The 21,370-nt window shown below is 28.8% G+C and carries 21 protein-coding genes, 1 riboswitch and 1 other annotated feature; of the genes, 4 read left to right on the top strand and 17 right to left on the bottom strand.

Translation table 11 applies throughout. The annotated features are described in order from the left end of the window. Window positions 1–44: 44 nt before the first annotated feature. A complete protein-coding gene (locus NG904_RS02300; RefSeq protein ID WP_252215660.1) occupies window positions 45–2,150 on the bottom strand; it encodes an anaerobic ribonucleoside triphosphate reductase in 2,106 nt (701 codons plus the stop codon). Window positions 2,151–2,440: 290 nt separating this feature from the next. Here NG904_RS02300 and NG904_RS02305 point away from each other — a divergent pair, with 290 nt between their 5' ends. The 4 genes from NG904_RS02305 to thiT all read left to right on the top strand — a co-directional run bounded on the left by NG904_RS02305 (window position 2,441) and on the right by thiT (window position 5,079). Further along, entirely contained in the window at window positions 2,441–3,289 is an 849-nt protein-coding gene (locus NG904_RS02305) for a DegV family protein (RefSeq protein ID WP_252215661.1), read from the top strand. A gap of 1 nt (window position 3,290) precedes the next feature. Beyond that, window positions 3,291–3,743 (top strand): PadR family transcriptional regulator, encoded by a 453-nt coding sequence (locus tag NG904_RS02310; protein WP_252215662.1) that lies wholly within the window; start codon window positions 3,291–3,293, stop codon window positions 3,741–3,743. 199 nt (window positions 3,744–3,942) lie between these two features. Next, on the top strand, window positions 3,943–4,149 hold the full coding sequence (locus NG904_RS02315) for a hypothetical protein (protein ID WP_252215664.1): 207 nt from the start codon (window positions 3,943–3,945) through the stop codon (window positions 4,147–4,149). A 24-nt stretch (window positions 4,150–4,173) separates the two neighbouring features. Then, window positions 4,174–4,276: riboswitch (TPP riboswitch) on the top strand. A gap of 122 nt (window positions 4,277–4,398) precedes the next feature. Then, the gene (thiT, locus tag NG904_RS02320) at window positions 4,399–5,079 is read left to right on the top strand and encodes an energy-coupled thiamine transporter ThiT (protein WP_252229515.1); all 681 of its coding nucleotides are present in this window, start codon (window positions 4,399–4,401) and stop codon (window positions 5,077–5,079) included. 172 nt (window positions 5,080–5,251) lie between these two features. On the opposite strand, the gene NG904_RS02325 is transcribed toward thiT, so the two are convergent. From NG904_RS02325 to NG904_RS02400, 16 genes are all read right to left on the bottom strand, one after another. After that, window positions 5,252–5,440, bottom strand: a complete 189-nt coding sequence (locus tag NG904_RS02325; protein WP_252229517.1) for a ferredoxin — start codon at window positions 5,438–5,440, stop codon at window positions 5,252–5,254. Window positions 5,441–5,506: 66 nt separating this feature from the next. Then, window positions 5,507–6,349 carry an Mrp/NBP35 family ATP-binding protein gene (locus tag NG904_RS02330; protein WP_252215673.1) on the bottom strand — a complete coding sequence of 281 codons (843 nt, stop codon included), beginning with the start codon at window positions 6,347–6,349 and terminating at the stop codon, window positions 5,507–5,509. Between the two features lie 15 nt (window positions 6,350–6,364). Continuing rightward, a complete protein-coding gene (locus tag NG904_RS02335) occupies window positions 6,365–7,198 on the bottom strand; it encodes a YhfM domain-containing protein (RefSeq protein ID WP_252215674.1) in 834 nt (277 codons plus the stop codon). A 1-nt stretch (window position 7,199) separates the two neighbouring features. Continuing rightward, a complete protein-coding gene (locus NG904_RS02340; RefSeq protein ID WP_252229519.1) occupies window positions 7,200–7,958 on the bottom strand; it encodes a prolipoprotein diacylglyceryl transferase in 759 nt (252 codons plus the stop codon). A gap of 97 nt (window positions 7,959–8,055) precedes the next feature. Beyond that, window positions 8,056–8,625, bottom strand: a complete 570-nt coding sequence (locus NG904_RS02345; RefSeq protein WP_252229521.1) for a hypothetical protein — start codon at window positions 8,623–8,625, stop codon at window positions 8,056–8,058. A 10-nt stretch (window positions 8,626–8,635) separates the two neighbouring features. Next, window positions 8,636–10,147, bottom strand: a complete 1,512-nt coding sequence (locus tag NG904_RS02350) for a DUF7922 domain-containing protein (RefSeq protein WP_252215681.1) — start codon at window positions 10,145–10,147, stop codon at window positions 8,636–8,638. 158 nt (window positions 10,148–10,305) lie between these two features. Beyond that, window positions 10,306–11,157 (bottom strand): 16S rRNA (adenine(1518)-N(6)/adenine(1519)-N(6))-dimethyltransferase RsmA, encoded by an 852-nt coding sequence (gene rsmA / locus NG904_RS02355; protein WP_252229523.1) that lies wholly within the window; start codon window positions 11,155–11,157, stop codon window positions 10,306–10,308. Beyond that, the gene (gene rnmV, locus NG904_RS02360; protein ID WP_252215878.1) at window positions 11,158–11,715 is read right to left on the bottom strand and encodes a ribonuclease M5; all 558 of its coding nucleotides are present in this window, start codon (window positions 11,713–11,715) and stop codon (window positions 11,158–11,160) included. A 117-nt stretch (window positions 11,716–11,832) separates the two neighbouring features. After that, window positions 11,833–12,879: a resuscitation-promoting factor gene (locus tag NG904_RS02365; RefSeq protein WP_252215685.1), complete on the bottom strand. Its 1,047-nt coding sequence runs from the start codon at window positions 12,877–12,879 to the stop codon at window positions 11,833–11,835. 278 nt (window positions 12,880–13,157) lie between these two features. Further along, window positions 13,158–13,943 carry a TatD family hydrolase gene (locus NG904_RS02370; RefSeq protein ID WP_252229525.1) on the bottom strand — a complete coding sequence of 262 codons (786 nt, stop codon included), beginning with the start codon at window positions 13,941–13,943 and terminating at the stop codon, window positions 13,158–13,160. A gap of 228 nt (window positions 13,944–14,171) precedes the next feature. Further along, window positions 14,172–16,109 (bottom strand): methionine--tRNA ligase, encoded by a 1,938-nt coding sequence (gene metG / locus NG904_RS02375; RefSeq protein WP_252215690.1) that lies wholly within the window; start codon window positions 16,107–16,109, stop codon window positions 14,172–14,174. A gap of 296 nt (window positions 16,110–16,405) precedes the next feature. Further along, window positions 16,406–16,643, bottom strand: a binding site (T-box leader). A gap of 56 nt (window positions 16,644–16,699) precedes the next feature. Then, window positions 16,700–17,092 carry a dihydroxyacetone kinase phosphoryl donor subunit DhaM gene (dhaM, locus tag NG904_RS02380; protein ID WP_252229527.1) on the bottom strand — a complete coding sequence of 131 codons (393 nt, stop codon included), beginning with the start codon at window positions 17,090–17,092 and terminating at the stop codon, window positions 16,700–16,702. 2 nt (window positions 17,093–17,094) lie between these two features. After that, window positions 17,095–17,733: a dihydroxyacetone kinase subunit DhaL gene (gene dhaL, locus NG904_RS02385; RefSeq protein WP_252215694.1), complete on the bottom strand. Its 639-nt coding sequence runs from the start codon at window positions 17,731–17,733 to the stop codon at window positions 17,095–17,097. 27 nt (window positions 17,734–17,760) lie between these two features. Beyond that, window positions 17,761–18,756 (bottom strand): dihydroxyacetone kinase subunit DhaK, encoded by a 996-nt coding sequence (gene dhaK, locus NG904_RS02390; RefSeq protein WP_252229529.1) that lies wholly within the window; start codon window positions 18,754–18,756, stop codon window positions 17,761–17,763. 97 nt (window positions 18,757–18,853) lie between these two features. Beyond that, the gene (locus tag NG904_RS02395; RefSeq protein ID WP_252229531.1) at window positions 18,854–19,558 is read right to left on the bottom strand and encodes an MIP/aquaporin family protein; all 705 of its coding nucleotides are present in this window, start codon (window positions 19,556–19,558) and stop codon (window positions 18,854–18,856) included. 400 nt (window positions 19,559–19,958) lie between these two features. After that, window positions 19,959–21,365, bottom strand: coding sequence for a sigma-54 interaction domain-containing protein (locus NG904_RS02400; protein ID WP_252229533.1), 1,407 nt, complete (start codon window positions 21,363–21,365; stop codon window positions 19,959–19,961). Window positions 21,366–21,370 lie beyond the last annotated feature (5 nt).

Consider the following 21,370-nt stretch of genomic DNA (forward strand, 5'->3'; position numbering starts at 1 on the left):
GCTTATGCATATATCAACACCCTGCTAAAACAGAGCCTAATTTTTTAATAATGTTTCTTATGACTTTCTAAATGAGATATTCTATCTGCTCTTTCTTGATACTTTCCTGGACCAAATCTCTCATCTAAACTTAAATATCCTGTTACTCTACTTACACCTTGTATATCAGTACTATCACAAGTTGGACATTTACTTTCGTTACTGTGTAAATAAGTTCCACAATCTTTACAATATCTTATATGGAAATTTACTCCCATATAACTTATATTAGTGTTTTTATATGCATAACTTATTATATCCATAATAACATCTTCAGTTGGGAAATCATCAACTTCTATATAAGTTATATGTCCTCCATTACAAAGTTTATGATATGGAGCTTCTATATCAATTTTATCCTTAATTGATATGGCATGCCCTACTGGTACATGATAACTATTTGTATAGTATTCTTTATCAGTAATACCTTTTATCATTCCAAATGTTTTTTGATCTTGCTTTATAAATTTACCTGATAATCCTTCAGCAGGAGTTGCATAACAGCTCCAATTTAAACTATATTCTTCTGTTAATCTATCGCAATACTCTCTTATATGACCAATTATCTTTAATCCTAATTCTCTTGCTTCTTCAGTTTCTCCATGATGACTACCTATTAATGCTGTTAATGTCTCAGCAAGACCTATAAATCCGATACCCCAAGTTCCTTGTTTTAATATAGGTTCAATAGAATCTTCTGGCTTTAAATTTTCTGAACCCACCATTAAATTTTGACCTGCTATAAATGGTAAATCTTTAACCTTTAGATTCTTTAATACATTATATCTATGCAATAAAGATTCCTTAGATAAAGATAATCTAGCATCTAAAATTTTAAAGAACTTATCTACATCACCTTTGGCTTGTAATCCTATTCTAGGTAAATTAATTGTAGTAGGAGCTATATTTCCTCTTCCTTTACATCCTGGTTCTCCATTTACATTTTTCATAAGATAAGTTCTACATCCCATAGTAGCTGGAACATATCCTTTATCATAATATTCTTTATTGAAATCTGCATCAATGTTCATAAAAGTAGGATTCATTCTTTTAGCTGCTACTCTACAAGCTAATTTATATAAATAATAGTACGGATCATTTTCTTCTCTATTAACCCCTTCTTTTACTCTAAAAATTATGTTAGGGAAAATAGGTTGTTCTCCTTTACCTAATCCTCTTTCATATTCTAAAAGAAATACTTCACAAACTAATGCTGCATCATCATTAGTTGGTATTCCTATATTTACAGAACTAAAAGGTACTTGTGATCCAGCTCTACTATGCATAGTATTTAAATTATAAATAACACCTTGCATTGCTTGATGAACTCTTTTTCTTAAAGTTTTCTCTATAAGTCTGTTCATCTTTTCTTTTGGAATATCTAATTCTTCTAATTCTTTTTTTATCTCGTCTCTTGTTGGAGGAATAAAAACTGCCAAATCATTATCAAAGTCTGGATGAGATTGCCCCCCAAACATATCATTTTGAGTAGATTGTAATAATATGCATGATAATTCTGCAGCTGTCTCTATTCTCTTAGGTGCATTTATTGTTCCATATCCTGTATTAAAACCATTAATTAGAATTTCTTTAGTAGGTATATGAAGACAATTAGTAGTTAAATTATAACTATCTAAATCATGATAATAAAGATCACCTGTTTCGTGAGCTTTTGATAAATGTTTGGGCATAGTAGATAAATTATGCCATTTATTAGATTCAGAAGCTATTCTTAATAACTTAGAACTAAAATTGTTTCCTACATTCGCATTATCTCTATCAGTTTCAACACCTATTTTTTCTATTGCTTTCATTAAATCTGACTTTATGTCTCTTACTCTTGTTCTTTCTCTTCTATATGATGAATATGCAAAAGCTATATTTTTATCCTCTTCACCTAAAGCTTTCTCAACCAAATTTTGAATTGCTTCTACTGTAATTTTTTCTTTTTTCGTATCTTCTATATAAGTAATCACCTTTTGTACAGTTTCCAAAACTTGGCTTTCTCTTAAAGTAACCCCAATTTCTAGCGCAGCACCTTTAATCGCTTGAGAAATCTTCTCTCCGTTAAACTCAACCGTTCTTCCATCTCTTTTTACAACATATAGCATTTTGCTTACCTCCACAACACAATATATAGTACTTTAATAATACTGTACTATTATACTTGATTAAATATGCGTTAGCAATACCGTTAATGTTTAGTTTTATTGGTGATATTTTTTAATTATTAGTGAATATATCTTTTTATCTCTATATTTGGTTAAATTTTAAGGTTGTTTTCAATTTGACTTCTTATAATTAACATTATACAAGAACTTATCACTATTGATAACTATANNTATAGTTATCAATAGTGATATAATTAATAAATAGAATATATTACTAGGAGGAATTTTTAGTGGATAAAATTGCATTACTAACTGACAGTGCATCCGATATATGTACTGAGGACCTAAATAAATATAATATAAAATTATTACCTTTTAAAATTATCTTTTCTGATAAAGAATATGATGATAAATTGGAAATAACTTCTGATGTTCTTTATGAATTACTTCCTAGAGAAATTCCAAAAACATCATTACCAAGTATCGAAAGACTTAACAACACTCTTAATCAATTAATTGCTGAAGGATATACACATGCAATTATAGTAACATTATCAAGTGAATTTTCAGGAACATATAATTCAATGAGATTAGCATGTGAAAGCTTTGAAGGTATAGAAACCTTTGTATATGATTCAAAAAGTTTAAGTATGGCAGAAGGTGTAATAGTATTAGAAGCCGCAAAACTTATTGAAGAAGGAAAATCATTTGATGAGATAGTAAAGATAATTCCTAAACTAAGATCTAATATAGATATATATTTTACTATAGATACTTTAGAATATCTAAAAAAAGGTGGAAGAATAGGTAGAGTTGCTGGAACTATCGGGGACGTTCTTAACTTAAAGCCTGTTATAACAATAGATAACAATGGTTGCTTCCATACTTACTGTAAAGCTCGTGGTAAAAAGCAATCTGCATCAAAATTATTAAAAGTCGCTAAATCTTATACCGAGAATAATAAATGTAAATTCTGGGTTATGGATGGTAATGCACTGGATGATGCAAAAGCATTATGTGAAAATATTAAGAGTTTAAATAATGTAATAGAATGTAATTTAGGGTATAGTATAGGACCTGCACTTGGAGTTCATACTGGACCTGGTCTTTTTGGATTCATTGTTGAAAAGGTAGATTAATATGTCTGACTTTAATTTTTCTCATATAGATGATATAAAAAATGAAGAAAAAAGATTATACCAAGAATATAAGAGTAAAATTTCTGAATTAAAAAAAGTTAAGAAAGAAAAGGAAGCTGTAGGGCAAGTATTTACCAAAGGTCTTTTGCCTATATATGTTTTATATATATTATCATTAAATCCCACAAACGGAAATGAAATTTCAAATCAAATAGGTATAAGAACTAATAACAAATGGATTCCTAGTACTGGTGGAATATACCCCCTACTAAAAAAGTTAGAAAAAGAAGCTCTTATTGTTGGAATATGGGATGATCCCAATAAAAAATTTCAAAAAATATATCATTTAACTCCAAAAGGAAAAATAGAATATGAACATAAGAAAAAACTTCTAAAACCTAAAATCGAAGAATCCTTAGAAGTATTTAAAATAATTTATAATGACCTTTACTAATTTTGTGCCTTGTTTTAAAATAGTTTATATTTTAAAGCAAGGCACTTTTTAGTTAAACTATACTTTTACAGAGTGTTTATATCTATATAAGAACAGCTGGAAAGAGTAATTAAATTTAACATCACAAAATTCCTTAATTCTATTAATGTATATTTATTTAAATAATACTAAAAATACTATTAAAGGATGGTGTTAATTTATGAAAGGCTTTATTATTGATTCAACTTATAAAGAAGATATTGTAATAGATAAAAATAATATTAATTCTACAGTGCCATGTAATAACATTCCTAATAATTCATTAAATGGTTCTAAAATCCATTTAAATGATGTTTCATCAAGTTATATCACTCATTATAATAAAGACAATAAATATAACCCATATAACGTAGTTGACTACCTATAGTTATATGGGTAAAATAAATATATATTATAGTGCTAGGGGAGCCTTTGTGCTGAGATTTGATTTATTTCATAAACCCTCGGAACCTGATCCAGTTAATTCTGGCGTAGGAAAGTATAACCGCTTAATATATATTTATTATACTAATAAACATTAAAAGTCTTTTAGTATATTTTATTGTTCTATTTGAATAATAAAAATTTATATTTATTGGTTAACAATCTCCTAAGCACAATTAAGGAGGTTTTTTTTATGAATATTTTTAACGATTGGGCGAAACAAATTTCGAAATTGTATAGTCATTTGCCCGAAAATGTACAAACTATTATTTCTAATCCATTATCACTTATTACTTTATTAGGGTGTATTGCTATACTAGTTGTATTAGTAAAAGCAAAAAAAATTAAATTTACACCTCAATTAATTGCTAGAATCGGTATAGCCTTAGCATTGGCAACAATTCTAAAAATTCTTAGAATTTATCATTTTCCACAAGGCGGAAGTATAACCTTTGGTAGTATGGTTCCTATTTTGCTAATTGCATTTATGTATGGACCACAAGTTGGATTCCTAACTGGATTCCTTTATGGAATGATCACTTTAGTTATGGATCCTTATATTCTACATCCTGTTCAAGTATTATTTGATTATCCATTACCATTCCTATGTTTAGGTATCGCTGGATTTTTTCCAAATAAAAAGTATTTAGGCGTAACACTCGCAGTGTTAGGCAGATTTATATGCCACTTTATATCTGGAGTTGCTTTCTTTGGATCTTTTGCACCTGAAGGAATGTCTCCAGCATTATATTCTCTATCAATAAATGCTCCTATAATCGGAATAGAAGGAGTCATTTGTTTAGTTATAGTTGCTGCTCTTCCTATGGCAAGAATAATTTCAGTCGTATCAGATAATAATAGAGTAACAACATAGATTAAATATTATAATAATATATTTTTCATTTTTATAATAGGCTATGTTTTAGCAGAGTGTTGATATATGCATAAGCAAAGTGGACTGAGTAAATTAAATTCTGTAATATATAATACTAAATGTGATTAATAGATATAAAAAAATGTGGTGTTAANNTTAACACCACATTTTTTTATTCTACTGAGATTGCATTAACCGGACAACTTGTTTCTGCTTCTTTTGCAGAATCTTGGCATGCGCTTGGTACCTCTTCAACTATAGCACCAGCTTTGCCGTCATCTTCCATATCAAAACATTCTGGACATATTGATGGGCATAAGCCACATCCTATACAAGTATCTTTATCTACTTTTGCTTTCAAAAAACTCACCCTTCCATTATAAAATTACATTTATAGTATTTCCATAAGAAAGATGAGTTATGTATATTAATATAAAGCTTCAAATATTAATGAATATAAATCATTATCTATAACGTAAGCTTCTGCTTTACCTTTTTCTAGAGCCTCTGTTAACTCTACATTTATAGGTAATTCACCTATTAAAGGTAGTCCTAAATATTCTGCATGTTCATCAGAAGATTTTGTACTAAATACTCTTATCTTCTTATCGCAGTCTGGGCAAGTAATATATGCCATATTTTCAACTACTCCTCTAATTTTTATCCCTATCTTTTGAGCCATTATAACTAGCTTTTTAACAATCATTGATACCATGTCTTGTGGAGTTGATACTATTATTACCTCAGTAATAGGAAATTCTTGCATTACTGTAAGAGCTATATCACCAGTTCCTGGTGGCATATCTATAAGTAAATAATCTAATTCTTCCCAATTAGTTTCCATAAACATTTGCTTTAATACTCCTGTAATTACAGGTCCTCTCCATATAACTGGATCTTCTTCAACTGCTGTTAAAAGATTCATAGATATAACTTTTATTCCTGAATCAGTAATTACAGGTTCAAATTTTACCATATCATTTTCTAATGGAATTATCTTTCCTCTTTTTTCATTAATGCCAAAAAATCTAGGCATAGATGGTCCTGTTATATCTGCATCTAAAACTCCTACTTTATATCCTTTTTTAGCTAAAGTAGTTGCCATTATTCCTGTAACGGTAGACTTTCCTACTCCACCTTTTCCACTAATAACGCCTATTACATTTTTAATTTTTCCATATGTAGGTATGATTTTAGGTATAGAATTTTCACATCCTTGACCTTTTGATCCACATGAATCTTTACTTGGACAATTGTCACAGCTTCCCATTATTTGTTCCTCCTCTTACCACTCATTTGGCATTTTATTCACTTCTCCAATATCGATATCCCAATTTCTAAAATTATATTCTGCTGATATATAATAAGTATTGAAAACTTTATCCTTTTTATTATCAACGGTAATCATAGTTTTAAAAATGGTACTATTATATCCTCTGTTTTTAACTTTAATTATTGTATCAAATTCATTAGAATTGTTTTTAACAAGTTTAGCATTTGGAATGACTTTATCAATATTTTTTTCAAATTGTTTCAAATCTGTTGAAAGTATGTATTTTAAACAATCAATATCACCACTTATATCTATTCCTACTTTATTAGAAGCATCTATTTTAGATTTTTCAGATTCCAATACTGCTAAAATAGTTTGATAATATACATATTCAAAATTTCTTGGTTTTCTTACAAAAGATAAGTTTTGTATTATTGTATCATCTAAACGGTTTGAAATTGAAAAACATTCTTCATCATTAAAGAAATTTCCTTTTCCTCTTTCATCAGCACCAACTATATAGTCATACTTTTTAACCTCATCTCCCATGCAAATTTCAAAATAATAATCTGCATCTAATGAGCTTCGTTCAGATACTTTTTTACCATTTGACAATAATTTGTACATATCATTTATTGCATTAGGCTCAGTAATTATAAATCTAAATCCAGTATCTCTAGCACTTTGAATTACAATTTTATCCACTTTGCTTTGATTTACATATTCGAAATTATTGTTTTTAATCCCTAGTGTGATAGCTAATTTATCGTAAGTACTGCATCCAACCAAAATAGAAGTAATAGTAATTAGAGTTAGAAGCAATATAAAAATTTTTTTCTTAAACAACTTATTTCTTCGCTCCCTTAAAAAATTTATGAAAATTAAAAATAACTAATCCAAGAACTAATGTAAATACAGCTATAAATTGAGATGTTGATAATAACCCAACATTCCCCCTTGGATCATTTCTAAAAAATTCTACCATAAATCTTCCTATACTATATATTATCAAGTACATAGAAACTACTTTACCTGATTTCTTTTCTTTTTTAGAATAATATAACAAGAAAAATCCTAGTAAAAAATCAAAAATTGATGAGTAAATTTGAGTTGGATGTACATGAATACCTGCTGGTGCAAGTGAATTTATTGGAAACTCTACCCCTATTGGAAGATTAGTTTCTTTTCCATAACAGCATCCAGCTAAAAAACATCCTATACGTCCAAATCCTTGTGCAATAGCTAACCCTGGTGCAACTAAATCTAAAATCTTAAGTACTTTCCAGTTCTTACTTTTACAATATAAATATATTGTTAATGCACCCAGTATTAATGCTCCATACACAACAAATCCATAACCAAAATTCAACAATATACTTGGATCTTCTAATATACTTTTAAATTCAGTTATAATAAAAAGTAATTTACCCCCTATTACTCCTCCAATTACAGTTAAAATAATTAGATTTAATAAGGAATCTTCATCATATCCTTTTTCTCTTCCTTTTTTTAAAAGCAAAGATGCTGCCGCAAGTATTCCTATAGCAATCATTAAACCATAACTTTTTATTTCTAGACCAAATGCCTTAAATAAAATTATTTTCATGCATATCTCCTTAAAATATTTAAGTATCATAGATGAATTCTTAATCCCTCCATGATACTTAAATTATAATACTTATACATATTAATATCAAATTTTATTAACTTTGTATGTTTATCCTAGATATTATAGTATTAAAAACAGTTTTTACATTTTCCTTATAATCGTCTTCCTTTACATTAAATAAAACTTTTATAATTTTGCCATCATTACTATTTAAATAATAACAACTATTTTCAAATGTATAACCCTTTTTTACTTTAGTTTTATATTGAGATAAAACTCCTGATGTTCCTTCTAATTTAAAAGGCATTATTTGCTCATTTTTATATGATAAAGGTAAATTTTTTAAGTCACTTTCTGCAAAATTTCCAAGATCAATTTGAGTATTTATAACCTCTAAGTATCCAGTGATTTTATCATTTTTATCTTTAAAATTTGCCTTATAACTAATATACTGTCCTTGGCTTTCCTTTTCCGATACGCTCCATTCACTTGGTAATGAAAATATATATCTTCCCTCATCAAAATTATAATCCTTAAATTCGTTTATCCCATTTTCTACAAGAGCAACTTCTGTAAATGTTTCTTTAAAAAACGATTGTGTTACACCTAACACTATCATTAATGAAAGTAAAATGGACAATATTAGTATTTGCTTTTTATTCATATTGCCTCTTCTACTTCATAGGAACTACAACTGTTGAGTTTTGGAAATCATAGAACATAAGCCAATAGCCAGAGCTTCTAGTATCGTTATGTGCCCATGTAACATATCCTGTTTTGCCCTCATATGGTTGTTCTGAAAGATCTTTACTTCCTGGTATTGCATAAACAATATGAGTCAATTCTCCTACAGAATTACACTTATATCCTAATAGAAAATACTTAGTTTTACTTATATAAGGATAATAATTTAACATCGGATAATATACTAATGTATATTTGTTGTAATCTGATATATTAAATAAATCATCAATTCTATTTATAGGTACCTTATACCATTTACAATTTTTAATACCATCTAATCCTTCATGATATTCTTCAAATCCTTGTGCAATTTTTTCAAAGTATTCACCAATTTTGCCTTTTATATTAAAGCTATTTGATGACTCCATCTTTAACTTTTCAATATCTTTTTCATATTGTTCAAAATCAGCACCATCAATTCTAGTATTTTCTTCTATTCTTCTGTGATTTACTGTCTTTGTACAATAAGATTCGTCATTTAACTCATCAATAATTTTTTTGCATTTTTCAGTTTCGCTAAAATTATATTTATCTTTCTTTGTTTTCTCTTCTTCATTCTTCTTTTCTTTTTTATATTCTTTTTTATGTTCTTCTTTTACTACTTCACACTTATCCTTGCATTTTTCTTCACACTTTTCTTCACATTTCTTTTCACATTTTTCTTCACAGACATCTTCACATTTCTTTTCGCATTTTTCTTCACAGACATCTTCGCATTTCTTTTCGCATTTTTCTTTGTATTTCTTTTCGCACTTATCTTCACAGGCATCTTCACATTTTTCTTTGTACTTCTTATTTTTATTGCGATTATCATCTTCGTTGCATTCAAAATCCATATCTATATTTATCTTATCAGAATTGTTTATAGACTCTTTCTTTTCACTACCTTTATCTTTCATATTTGAGGTAGTATCTGATTTTATAGATACTTTACTTCCAGTATCTTCTGGTTTTATAATTGTTTTACTTCTAGTATCATTGGTAGTTATTTTCTCTGAAGCATCATCTTCTTTTGCAACTTTAAGCTTTTTCCAATTTTCTTTTGGTTCTTCTCCATTTATGAAGCCATACATCATAAATGCAACTTCTCCTGAATTTGCTTTACAAATAGCAGCGCCATTTATTTTTTCATAAGATATGCCTAAACCAGCTATGTTATTTATATAGTATTCTTTACTTGTATCTCCTTTTCCAACATCATTTATTTTTAGAGACCCCAAATCAATTAATTGTTTCATGTCCTTTTTACAACAGATAAGTACTACGGAATAATCTTCTTCTTGTTTCAGATTTTGAGCATAAAAAGATATTTTACACTTATCTCCCTTTGCTTCCACTTTAGCATATCCAGACAAAGCTTTTTCGGTAGACTCTGAGTTGATTTTTTCATCTTGCTGTAAAATTATAAAATTTCTATATAATTTATTATGTGCCACTACCATAATCCCTCCACATATATTTATTCAATAAAGTATATGCTTTTATTGATAGATTATGATTAAATACTATAATGCTAGATCGTCTTTTAATTAAATATTTATATTTATCTATGAGCTTTTATACTCAAAAATCAACACTAATTTTAAATTAAATATATAATTTAATTATTTTTTCTAAGATCATATATGCTATCTGCTAAAGCTGCAAATTCTTCAATAGTTAATGTTTCCGCTCTTCTTTTCGGATCTATATTGCAAGAATCAAAAGCTTTTTGTAAATTTTCTTTTGAAAGACCTATTAACTTAGTAGCATTCCATAAAGTTTTTCTTCTCATATTAAAACCTGATCTAACTATATCAAATAAAAGTTTTTCATCTTGTACGTTAACTCTTGGTTCATTTAATCTGTCTAATCTTATAACTATAGAATCAACCTTAGGTCTTGGCATAAAACTTTCCGGTGATACTTTTCTTATAATTTTAGTATTACAATAATACTGAACCAAAACAGATAATGCTCCGTATTCTTTACAATTAGGTTCCGCATTTATTCTTTCAGCCACTTCTTTTTGTATCATTATAGTTAAAGATTCAAACTTATGATTTTCCTTAAGTAACTTTACTATTATAGGTGTTGTAACATAATAAGGAAGGTTTGCAACTAGTTTAACATGTTCTTCATCTTTCATTATTTCATTAAAGTCTACTTTTAAAGCATCATTATGTATTAATTCAAATTTATCATATTCACCTAATTCTTGTTGTAAAATAGGAATCAAGTCATTATCTAATTCTATACAAGTTACTCTCTTAGCTTTTTGCAATAACTTAGCTGTTAAAGTACCTACTCCCGGACCTATTTCTATAACAAAATCATTTTCATTAACGTCTGCTCCATCTACTATATCTCTAAGAACAGAATCATCTAATAAAAAGTTTTGACCTAAACTTTTTGAAAACCTAAAATTATATTTTTTAACTAATTCTTTAGTTTTTATATCCATTAAATCCATCTATTTTATCCCTACTTCCAATTGTTTTTCTATTTTTTCTATAGCGTCTGCAAATTCCTCTTTTGTTATTCCATAATTATTTAATCTAGAAATCATTTGAGCTGTATTACAATATCCTATACCTAAAATTTTACCAAGCATACTTCTTCTTACTTTAGATGTTGAGTCATTTGTTAATTTAAAGTAAAACATATCTTGCATAGTAAAAAAGTTTCTTTTTTCCTCAACAGTTATTTTAGCTGTTTCAAGTGCTTTTAATATTACTTCAGGACAAGCATTTTCCACCCCTATATCTCCATCTTTAAGACCATCTTCTTTAGAAATATACGCATGCTTTATTCCTTCTACTCTTTTAGAAATAATTCTTCTTATCTTTTCACCAGCAAAATCTGGATCAGTAAGAACTATTACACCTTTTCTCTTTTGAGCTTCTTTTATTCTCTCTATAACCTTAGCATTTATTCCAAATCCACCTACTGCTATTATTTCAGCATCTAATGCTTTTTTAACAGCATCAACATCGTCTCTTCCTTCAACCACAATTACTTCTTTAATCAATCTTATACTTCCTTTCATTACTGCATGATTAATATACCTACTAATAATAGTATATCAAACTTCAAATTATTTAAATAAAAAAAAGAGATAACTAACATGTTATCTCCTAAAAATCAACTACCATTCTCCTGGATAAGCTACTATGAATAAATTGACGGGTCTTCTTCCCCATTTTATACATTCATTTGATGAATCTAAGTATAAATCAATTATATTTCCTTTTATTGCACCACCAGTATCAGCTGCAATGGCGTATCCATATCCTTCAACATAAACTTTACTTCCTAAAGGAATAACTGATGGGTCAACAGCGATTGTACTTAATCCATTAGAATTTCTAACAGGTCTTCTGCCTGTAGCTGTAGTACTATGTCCACTATATGCAGTTGCAACAACAGATAATTTTTTCTTATATGCTATATTACCTGCTCCCCTACTTGCATATACATTGCCTGTCCCTTTTACAACAATCTTATTTACAGGTTCAGCAATAACTTTAGTACTTTTTACTTCTTTAGAAATCTCTTGACCATCTTTAATAATAACTTTATATGTTATTTGTTTTTCTCCATTAGTTCCTTCACTCTTAACTTGTTGAACGCTACTATCAAGACTTGAATCTTTTTGTACCACTGTATCGAAGTTTATTTTTTCCTTTTCTACAATGTCTTTAGTCTCTACCTTAACAATCTTAACGTCTAAGTTTTGTTCTATTCCTGTATCTAAAGAAGGTAATACTTCATCTGTTCCTTCTTCAAATTCTACACCTTGCTCTTTTAGTACGTCTGATTCTGTTTGTAGCATATCTCCAATAGTATCTTCTGCTGTTTCTAATGTTACAACTTTATCACTAAAAGTAATATTTACTGGAATAGCTTTCTTAATTGTAATTAATTCTTTTTCAGATACTCTAGAATCCAATGATGGTTCTACCTTATCTTTTTCTGCCAATTCTATTCCATTATCTTGTAACACATCTTTCACAGTCCATTTATACGTGACAAAATTTTCTTCTTTTCCGTCTATACTTATAGTAAGTGTTTTTCTTACACTCATTAATGTCGCTGTAATAACAATCGCCACAGCAATTGTTGTTATTATGATTTTTGCCTTCGGACCGTTAGAAAAACTTTTCTTAAAATAATCTTTTAATTTTTCTACCATTGATTTCCCTCCTTTGGCAAGAGCGTATACTGAATTATATCCTAAAGACTTAATCTTGTCAAATTTGATAATCTCTTGCACCTTATAAACCCCTGTAATAATGCACTTTTGCATAATTTTTTTAAAATAATTAAATATAATAATTATAATAGCGATATTTATGGGTTTTTTATATCAATGTTATTGAATCAAAAAATTATAAATTGTTTATGAATTATCTTAGAAATTAAGTGAAAAACAAAATTATTTTTCTAAAATATTACAATTAATATTTTACCTTATTTTTCCTTTTTAATCAAGCTATAAAAATTCTCATTAAATCTCATATTCAATTCATATGGATCGATTTCTCTTATATGAGCTATTTTTTTTATTATATATTCTATATAGTCTGATTTGTTTCTTTTTCCTCTATTAGGCTCCGGCGCCATATACGGACAATCAGTTTCCACTAACATTCTATTTAATGGTATTTCCTTTGCAACCTCAACAACTTTTTTTGCATTTTTAAATGTTACAACACCTGTAAATCCTATATAATACCCTAACTTAATACATTCCTTTGCAAATTCAACACTTCCAGAAAAGCAATGTACAACACCAGTTACATCTGGAAATTCTTTTATTATTTCTAATGTATCTTGATGCGCATCTCTGTCATGAATTATTACTGGCAAATTAAGTTCTTTAGCTAAATTCATTTGCTTTCTAAATACTTCCTTTTGAATTTCTTTTGATGGGTTTTCATCCCAATAATAATCTAATCCAATTTCTCCTATAGCTACTATTTTGTCATTAGATTTTATATATTCTTTAATTTCATCTAACGTATTATCTTTAAATTCATTGGCATTTTCAGGATGTATTCCTAATGCTCCATATATAAAATCATACTCCTTAGTCAATTCATAAGTAGTTTTTAAGCTATTATAAGATGCTGCACAATTTAAGACTCTAACCACACCATTTTTTTGAATTTCCTCTAATACTTCTTTACGATCATTTTCAAAAGATTCATCATCATAGTGAGCATGACTATCTATTATTTTAAATATTTTTTCCATAACAGCATATCCTTTCAAGTATTGAATATATCTCTTCCTTAATTTACTTTCAAATATTCAATGTTAAATTTTAAATTAATTTTAAATTGTCACAGATTTGACATATTCAAATAGTATATTTAAATTGTAAAGTAGTTAAAGCATTATTATTTACCCCTTTTAACCATTATATATTAATGGTTACGGAACACCTCACCCCCTAAATGAGGTGTTCCTTTTATTTTATATTTATCTAACTATACTTCCGCTTAAAATTTCACCTGGATCTACAATCTTTAATTCACTATCATCATCAGGTGCTGCACATAAAATCATACCTTGTGACAATTCTCCTCTAAGTTTTACAGGTTTTAAATTTGCAACTAAAACTACATTTTTACCTATTAATTCTTCTGGTTTGTAGTATTTAGCAATTCCTGACACCACTTGTCTTTCTTCGCCACCTAAATCAACCTTTAATTTTAAAAGTTTTTTAGCACCCTTTATTGGTTCACATGCTAATACCTTAACAACTCTTAAATCCACTTTTTCAAAATCATCAATTGTGATTTCTTCTTTTATAGGAGTTATTTCTCTTTTAGCTGGTGCTTGTGCTGCCTTTAATGCTTCTAACTCTTCAAGTTTCTTTTCTACATCTATTCTTGGGAATAAGTTTTCGCCTTTAACTACCTTAGTTCCAGCTTTTATTCCATCAAATGACTTTAAAGATTCCCATGATATTTCAGAAGTATTAATTTGTTCATTAATCTTCTTAGCTGTATCTGGTAAGAATGATGAAATCATTACTGAAGCAAATCTTAAACTTTCAATTAAGTTGTAAAGTACTGTTCCTAATCTAGACTTCTTACTTTCATCTTTAGCTAAAATCCAAGGAGTTGTTTCATCTATATACTTATTAGCTCTGCCTATTAATTCAAATATATGCTCTAGTGCTAAAGGAATGTTTAATTCATCAATAGCTTCTTGAACTTTGTTTGGAGCAGCTAATGCTAAGTTTATTAATTCTTCATCAAATTCTCCACTTTCAGCTTGTGGTTGAATTTCTCCTCCGAAGTATTTTTCAATCATTGCGACACTTCTTGATAAAAGGTTACCTAAATCGTTACAAAGATCTGAATTTATCTTTTTTATGAATATTTCATTGTTAAATAGACCATCTGCGCCAAATGGAATTTCTCTTAATAAGTAATATCTTACTGGATCTACTCCAAATTCGTTAACTAATACAACTGGATCTACAACATTACCTTTAGATTTTGACATCTTTCCACCATCAACAAGTAACCATCCATGGCCAAATACTTGTTTTGGAAGTGGTAAATCTAATGCCATTAACATTATTGGCCAATATATTGTATGGAATCTTAATATATCTTTTCCTATTAAATGTACATCTGCTGGCCAGAATTTATCATATAATTCTTTATTATCTTGACCATATCCAAGTGCAGTAATATAGTTTGATAATGCATCTATCCATACATAAACAACATGGTTTTCATCAAATGTTACTGGAACACCCCAATCAAAGCTAGTTCTTGAAACACATAAGTCTTGAAGACCTGGTCTTAAGAAATTGTTTAACATTTCATTTTTTCTTGATTCTGGTTGAATGAAGTTTGGATTTTCTTCTATATACTTAATTAATCTATCAGCATATTTGCTCATCTTAAAGAAGTACGCTTCTTCTTTTGATTTTTCAACTGGTCTACCACAATCAGGACAATTTCCATTCACTAATTGAGTATCTGTCCAGAATGATTCACATGGAGTACAATACCATCCTTCATAAGAACTCTTATAAATATCCCCTTGATCATGTAATTTTTTAAATATATCTTGAACTGCTTTTACATGATAATCATCTGTAGTTCTGATAAATTTATCATAGCTTACATTCATCATGCTCCAAAGATCTTTAATACCTGCTACAATCTCATCTACATGTTCTATTGGAGTAATTCCTTTTTCTTCTGCTATTCTTTGAATTTTTTGACCATGCTCATCAGTACCTGTTAAGAACATTACATCATATCCTGTTAATCTTTTAAATCTTGCTAAGGCATCAGCAGCTACTGTAGTATAAGTATTTCCTATATGTAGCTTCGTTGATGGGTAATAAATTGGTGTAGTTATATAATATGGTTTTTTACAATCTTTGCACATTTTTAATAATCCTCCTTATTTTAAACAATACTCTAAGTATTGTTTTTAGCACTTTTAATATAGTGTTGTAAAGAACAAAATCGCTAAGGCGACTTTGGAGCTGTCGATTTTTTTAGCCATGCGCCCTTTCCAAACGTAGTACAGGAATAATGGTGCGGCATATGATTATTTTTTATTCTTTAGGGGTACTCATAATACCTTTAAAACACATTATTTTAAAAGTTATCCACAAATTTTTTAATAATATAAATTCCTAAAAAATAAAAAAAAGTCTCTATATAGGTATATTAAACCTATATAGAGACGTATATACGTGTTACCACTCTACTTTTTATTTATTTCACAATAAATAACTCAATAGGTGACTATCATCACCTTGCATTATAACGGATGCTGCCGTAAATTCCTTAACAAATATTGCTCGGGAAATATGCTCCGAGGCCATCTTCATGAAAATTTCTTCTGCTAACTTTCACCATACATTAACTCTCTTTAAAAATTCCTTTTCATTACTCTTCTCTTCATAGCATTTATATACTTATTATAATAGAATAAATATATTTTCCTGTCAAATAAAAAGCTGCATTATATTAAGTTTTTAACTTATTCAAAGACATAGGTTTAAGTACTTCTTTAATTTCTGATAAAGATTTATCCATACTAGCTTCAACAGCTGCAGTAATTGCACCTTCTACTAAAGGAGCATCTATAATTTCTACATTTTCTCTAATGTTATCATCTAAAAATTCTATAGCCATTTCCGTGTTCATAAATGCACTACCTAAGTCAAATAATACAAGTACACCATTATCACTATAAACAGACTCTATTGCACTAGTTATCTTAGAAATATCTGTGCCTATTCGTCCATCACTAGTTCCACCTGCATCTACAATTGAAACTTCTGGCGCCATTTGAAGTGCAACTTCTCTAACACCTTTTGCTATAAAATTACTATGTGAAACAATTACTATACCAACCATAGTTAATTCTCCTCTTTAGTTAATTCTTCTACTATAGTATTTAAGATTAAATACATTGAAGTAGCTCCTGCATCGATATGTCCTATACTTCTTTCTCCTACATAACTCGCTCTACCTTTAGTTGCAACTATATCTTTAGTATGTTCCATACCATTTTTAGCTGCCTCTTTAATTTCAAGTAATACTTCTTTAACAGATTTATTTTCTCCAATAGACTTTTTAGCTGCTTCAATTGATGGTGATAAAGTATCAATCATTGTTTTTTCCCCTTCTTGACCTTTACCTCTCATCTTTATTCCACCTAAAGCCTCTTCTAAAACTTTGATAAAATCATTTATGTCCATTTCACTTTTTTTATTGACTACCATAGCAGCTTTCATAAAAGCAGTTCCATATAACGGACCCGAAGCTCCTCCTACATTAGACACTAAAGCCATACCAGAGTTTTTAAATATATTTCCCAAATCATCTTCAGGCAAATCTTTTATTTTTTCAATAACAGCTTTAAAACCCTTGTTCATATTTAGTCCATGATCACCATCGCCTATTGCTGCATCTAATTCACTTAAATATAATTTATTTTCTTCTATAACTTTTTCTACTTTTATTAGAATGTCTTTTACTTCCTTTACTGTTACCATAATTAACCCTCCTCTAATATGATGATACTAAATAACCTTAAATCCTGGAGTATCAGCTTTTGCATCAAGTAATTCTTTAAGTTCACTATCAAGTTTTAGTACTGAAACAGAACATCCTGCCATTTCTAGTGAAGTCATAAATTCTCCAACAAAAGTTTTATGAATACTTATTCCTTTATCTTTCAATAATTGATTTATTTTTTTATTTACAATATATAATTCCATATAAGGTGTTGATCCTAATCCATTTATCATAACAGCTACTTCATCACCACTTGAAATTTCTATATCTTCTAGAATTTTACCTAATAAATGTTCTGCAACCTGATCAGCAGTTGATATTTTTTCTCTATGAGTTCCTGGTTCTCCATGAATACCCATACCAATTTCTATTTCATCTTCTCCTAAAGTGAAGTTAGCCTTTCCTGCTGCTGGTACTATACAAGATGATAAAGACATTCCCATACTTCTAACGTTTTCAATTACCTTTTCAGCAACACTTTTTACTTCTTCTAAATTTCCACCAGCTTCAGCCTTAGCTCCAGATAATTTATGAACAAATATTGTTCCTGCAATACCTCTTCTTCCAGCTGTATATAAACTATTTTCAACTGCTACATCATCATTAACTATAACTTGTTCTACCCTTATACCTTCCATTTCAGCCATTTCCTTTGCCATTTCAAAGTTCATAACATCCCCAGTATAATTTTTTATAACAAGAAGAACTCCATTTCCATTGTCAGTTGCTTTAATTGCTTCATACACTTGATCAGGAGTAGGTGATGTAAATACTTCTCCACAAACTGCGCCATCTAACATTCCGAAGCCAACATATCCTCCATGTGCTGGCTCATGTCCACTACCGCCACCACTAACTATTGCGACTTTATTTTCTGTTTTTTCACTTCTTACTAATACATTAGCATTATCCAATTTTTTTAAATACTCTGGATGTGCTGCCACAATACCTTCTAACATATCTGATAAAACATTATCTGGATTATTTATTAACTTCTTCATTATTAAACGCCTCCTAAATATATAATTTTAGGCCTTGCTAGAATTTATCCAGCAAGACCTTTGATTTTATTTTAACTTTATAATAATAGCTATTTAATTAAACAATTGCTTGCCATAAGAAAGCACCGATTAAACCACCAACTATTGGAGCTACTACTGGAATCCAAGAATATCCCCAGTCTGAATCTCTTTTGTCTGGTATAGGTAAAATAGCATGTGCTATTCTTGGTGATAAATCTCTACAAGGGTTAATTGCATATCCTGTAGGACCACCTAAACTTAAACCTATTACAAAGATTAATCCACCAACACATAATGTGTTAAGTCCTGGTGCCATTTGAACAGCGCCTAATCCTAATATACCAAATACTAACATGAATGTTCCAATAAGCTCACCCATAAAGTTTATTCCAGTATTTCTTATTGCTGGAGCTGTACAGAATACTCCTAATTTGCCATCTTTGTCATCAGTTGCTTTAAATTGATCATAGTACATAATAAATACTAATATAGCTCCTAGGAAAGCTCCTAAGAATTCACCTGCAAAATATTCTGGAACCACTGACCATGGAATAGTTCCGATTGCAGCAAGTGCTACTGTTAATGCTGGATTAAAGTGAGCTCCACTGTATCCTCCAAACATTAATGCTGGAATAGCAACAGCTAGTGCCCAACCAGTTGTAATAACTATCCAACCTGCTCCTGTACCCTTTGAATCCTTTAAAACAACGTTTGCAACAACGCCATCTCCTAGAAGGATAAGTAACATTGACCCGATTAATTCAGCCATAAAAATTGACATAAATAATACCTCCCATTTTATAAATTATTTATTTACACTTATATTAGTAGCAATAATCATGCCAAAATATTCTAATTGTTACATTTAGGACAAACAGTACCTTTACACAATATTTCATTATTATATACATTGGTGTTTTTTCATAATATTGGTCAAAATTCCCAAGTGAAAACGTTTATATTGCGCTTTTTTACCAATAAATTATATTTTTTGCACTTATATTTATTCCAATAATCTGTATTTAAAATCTATTAATCGCACTTATTTCATATCATTAAAACTTTTTCTAACTAATACACTGCTAATATTATAAGCTATCAATACTTTTATAGAAGATTTATTCTGAAATTGTTACAATATCTTTACAATTTTAATACATTTATGGTTCACAGATATAAATTTATTTTCTTCTCCAATTAACTGTTTTTTCTATTCCAAATTCCTTAGCCTTTGCTGCTATTGTCTTGTGATTTAATCCTAATACTTTACCTGCTGCATTAAAACTACCATACTTTCTCAATGCTTTTTCTATTATCATCTTTTCATATGTTTTCATTGGCAATACTTCATCTAATTCTTGAATCGTATTTAAAATTTCATTTTTAGAAGATCCTCTAAAATCGTTCTCAGTAAATATTTTAATATTATTTTTACTTTCTTTTTTTGTTGCTTCATTTATATACAAAGGTATATCTTTTGTAGTAATAATTTCACTTTCATTTAAAGCTAATATTCTTTCTATTACATTTTCTAACTCTCTGACATTACCATTCCATGAATAATTCATAAATATATTAATTACATCTTTTGAAAATTGCTTATGTTCTCCTGTTTTTTGAAATTTATTAATAAAATGATTAACTAACATAGGAATATCCTCTGATCTATCCTTTAAGCAAGGAATTAATACTGGAATAACATTTAATCTATAATATAAATCTTCTCTAAATTCACCTGACTTAACCATTTCTTCTAAATTTCTGTGTGTTGCTGCTATAACTCTAACATCCACCTTTATAGTTTCTTCCCCACCAACTCTTTGAAATTCTTTATATTGCAATACTCTTAAAATTTTAGCTTGAGTATTTTTATCCATTTCACCTATCTCATCAAGAAATATAGTTCCATTATTCGCTAATTCAAATTTTCCTAATTTTCTTTTTATAGCACCAGTAAATGAACCTTTTTCATGTCCAAATAATTCACTTTCTATTAAATTTTCTGGTATAGCTGCACAGTTAACGCGCACAAACGGACCTTTTTTTCGTTCACTTGCATTATGAATGCCCTCTGCTATTAATTCTTTACCAGTACCACTTTCCCCTCTAATAAGCACTGTTGCAGAACTTTTAGCTGATTTAGTAGCTAAATTTAATATTTCCAAAATTTTCTTGCTTCTTCCTATAAATTTATTAAATGCCTTATGGGGTTTATTTTGAAAAATTACTTCATTATTATTTAATTTATTATTAATGACCAAACCATAAGTATTATATATATTAATATCCTTTAAAAGATTATCTTCATTAATATGGCTTTCTAATAACACTTCTATATTTTTAAATACTAATTCTAAATCATTACTTCCCTCTATTATTAAAGTTAATTCCTTCGCTTCTGATATGTTTAAAAGTATATAACCTAATATTATTGTAGCTGGAATTTCTCCTCTCTCTTTAATATCGAGAATTATTTTAACATTATATGTTTCTTCTAAATCAAAAATTTTTTTTATAATAAATACTACTACTTCAAAATCTAAATACTTTTTGTTATTGTCAATTTTTATTTTCCTAACAATTCTCATGCATA

The organism is Clostridium sp. ZBS15, assembly GCF_023845705.1.
In the GTDB taxonomy this organism is placed as follows: Bacteria; Bacillota; Clostridia; order Clostridiales; family Clostridiaceae; genus Clostridium; species Clostridium aquiflavi.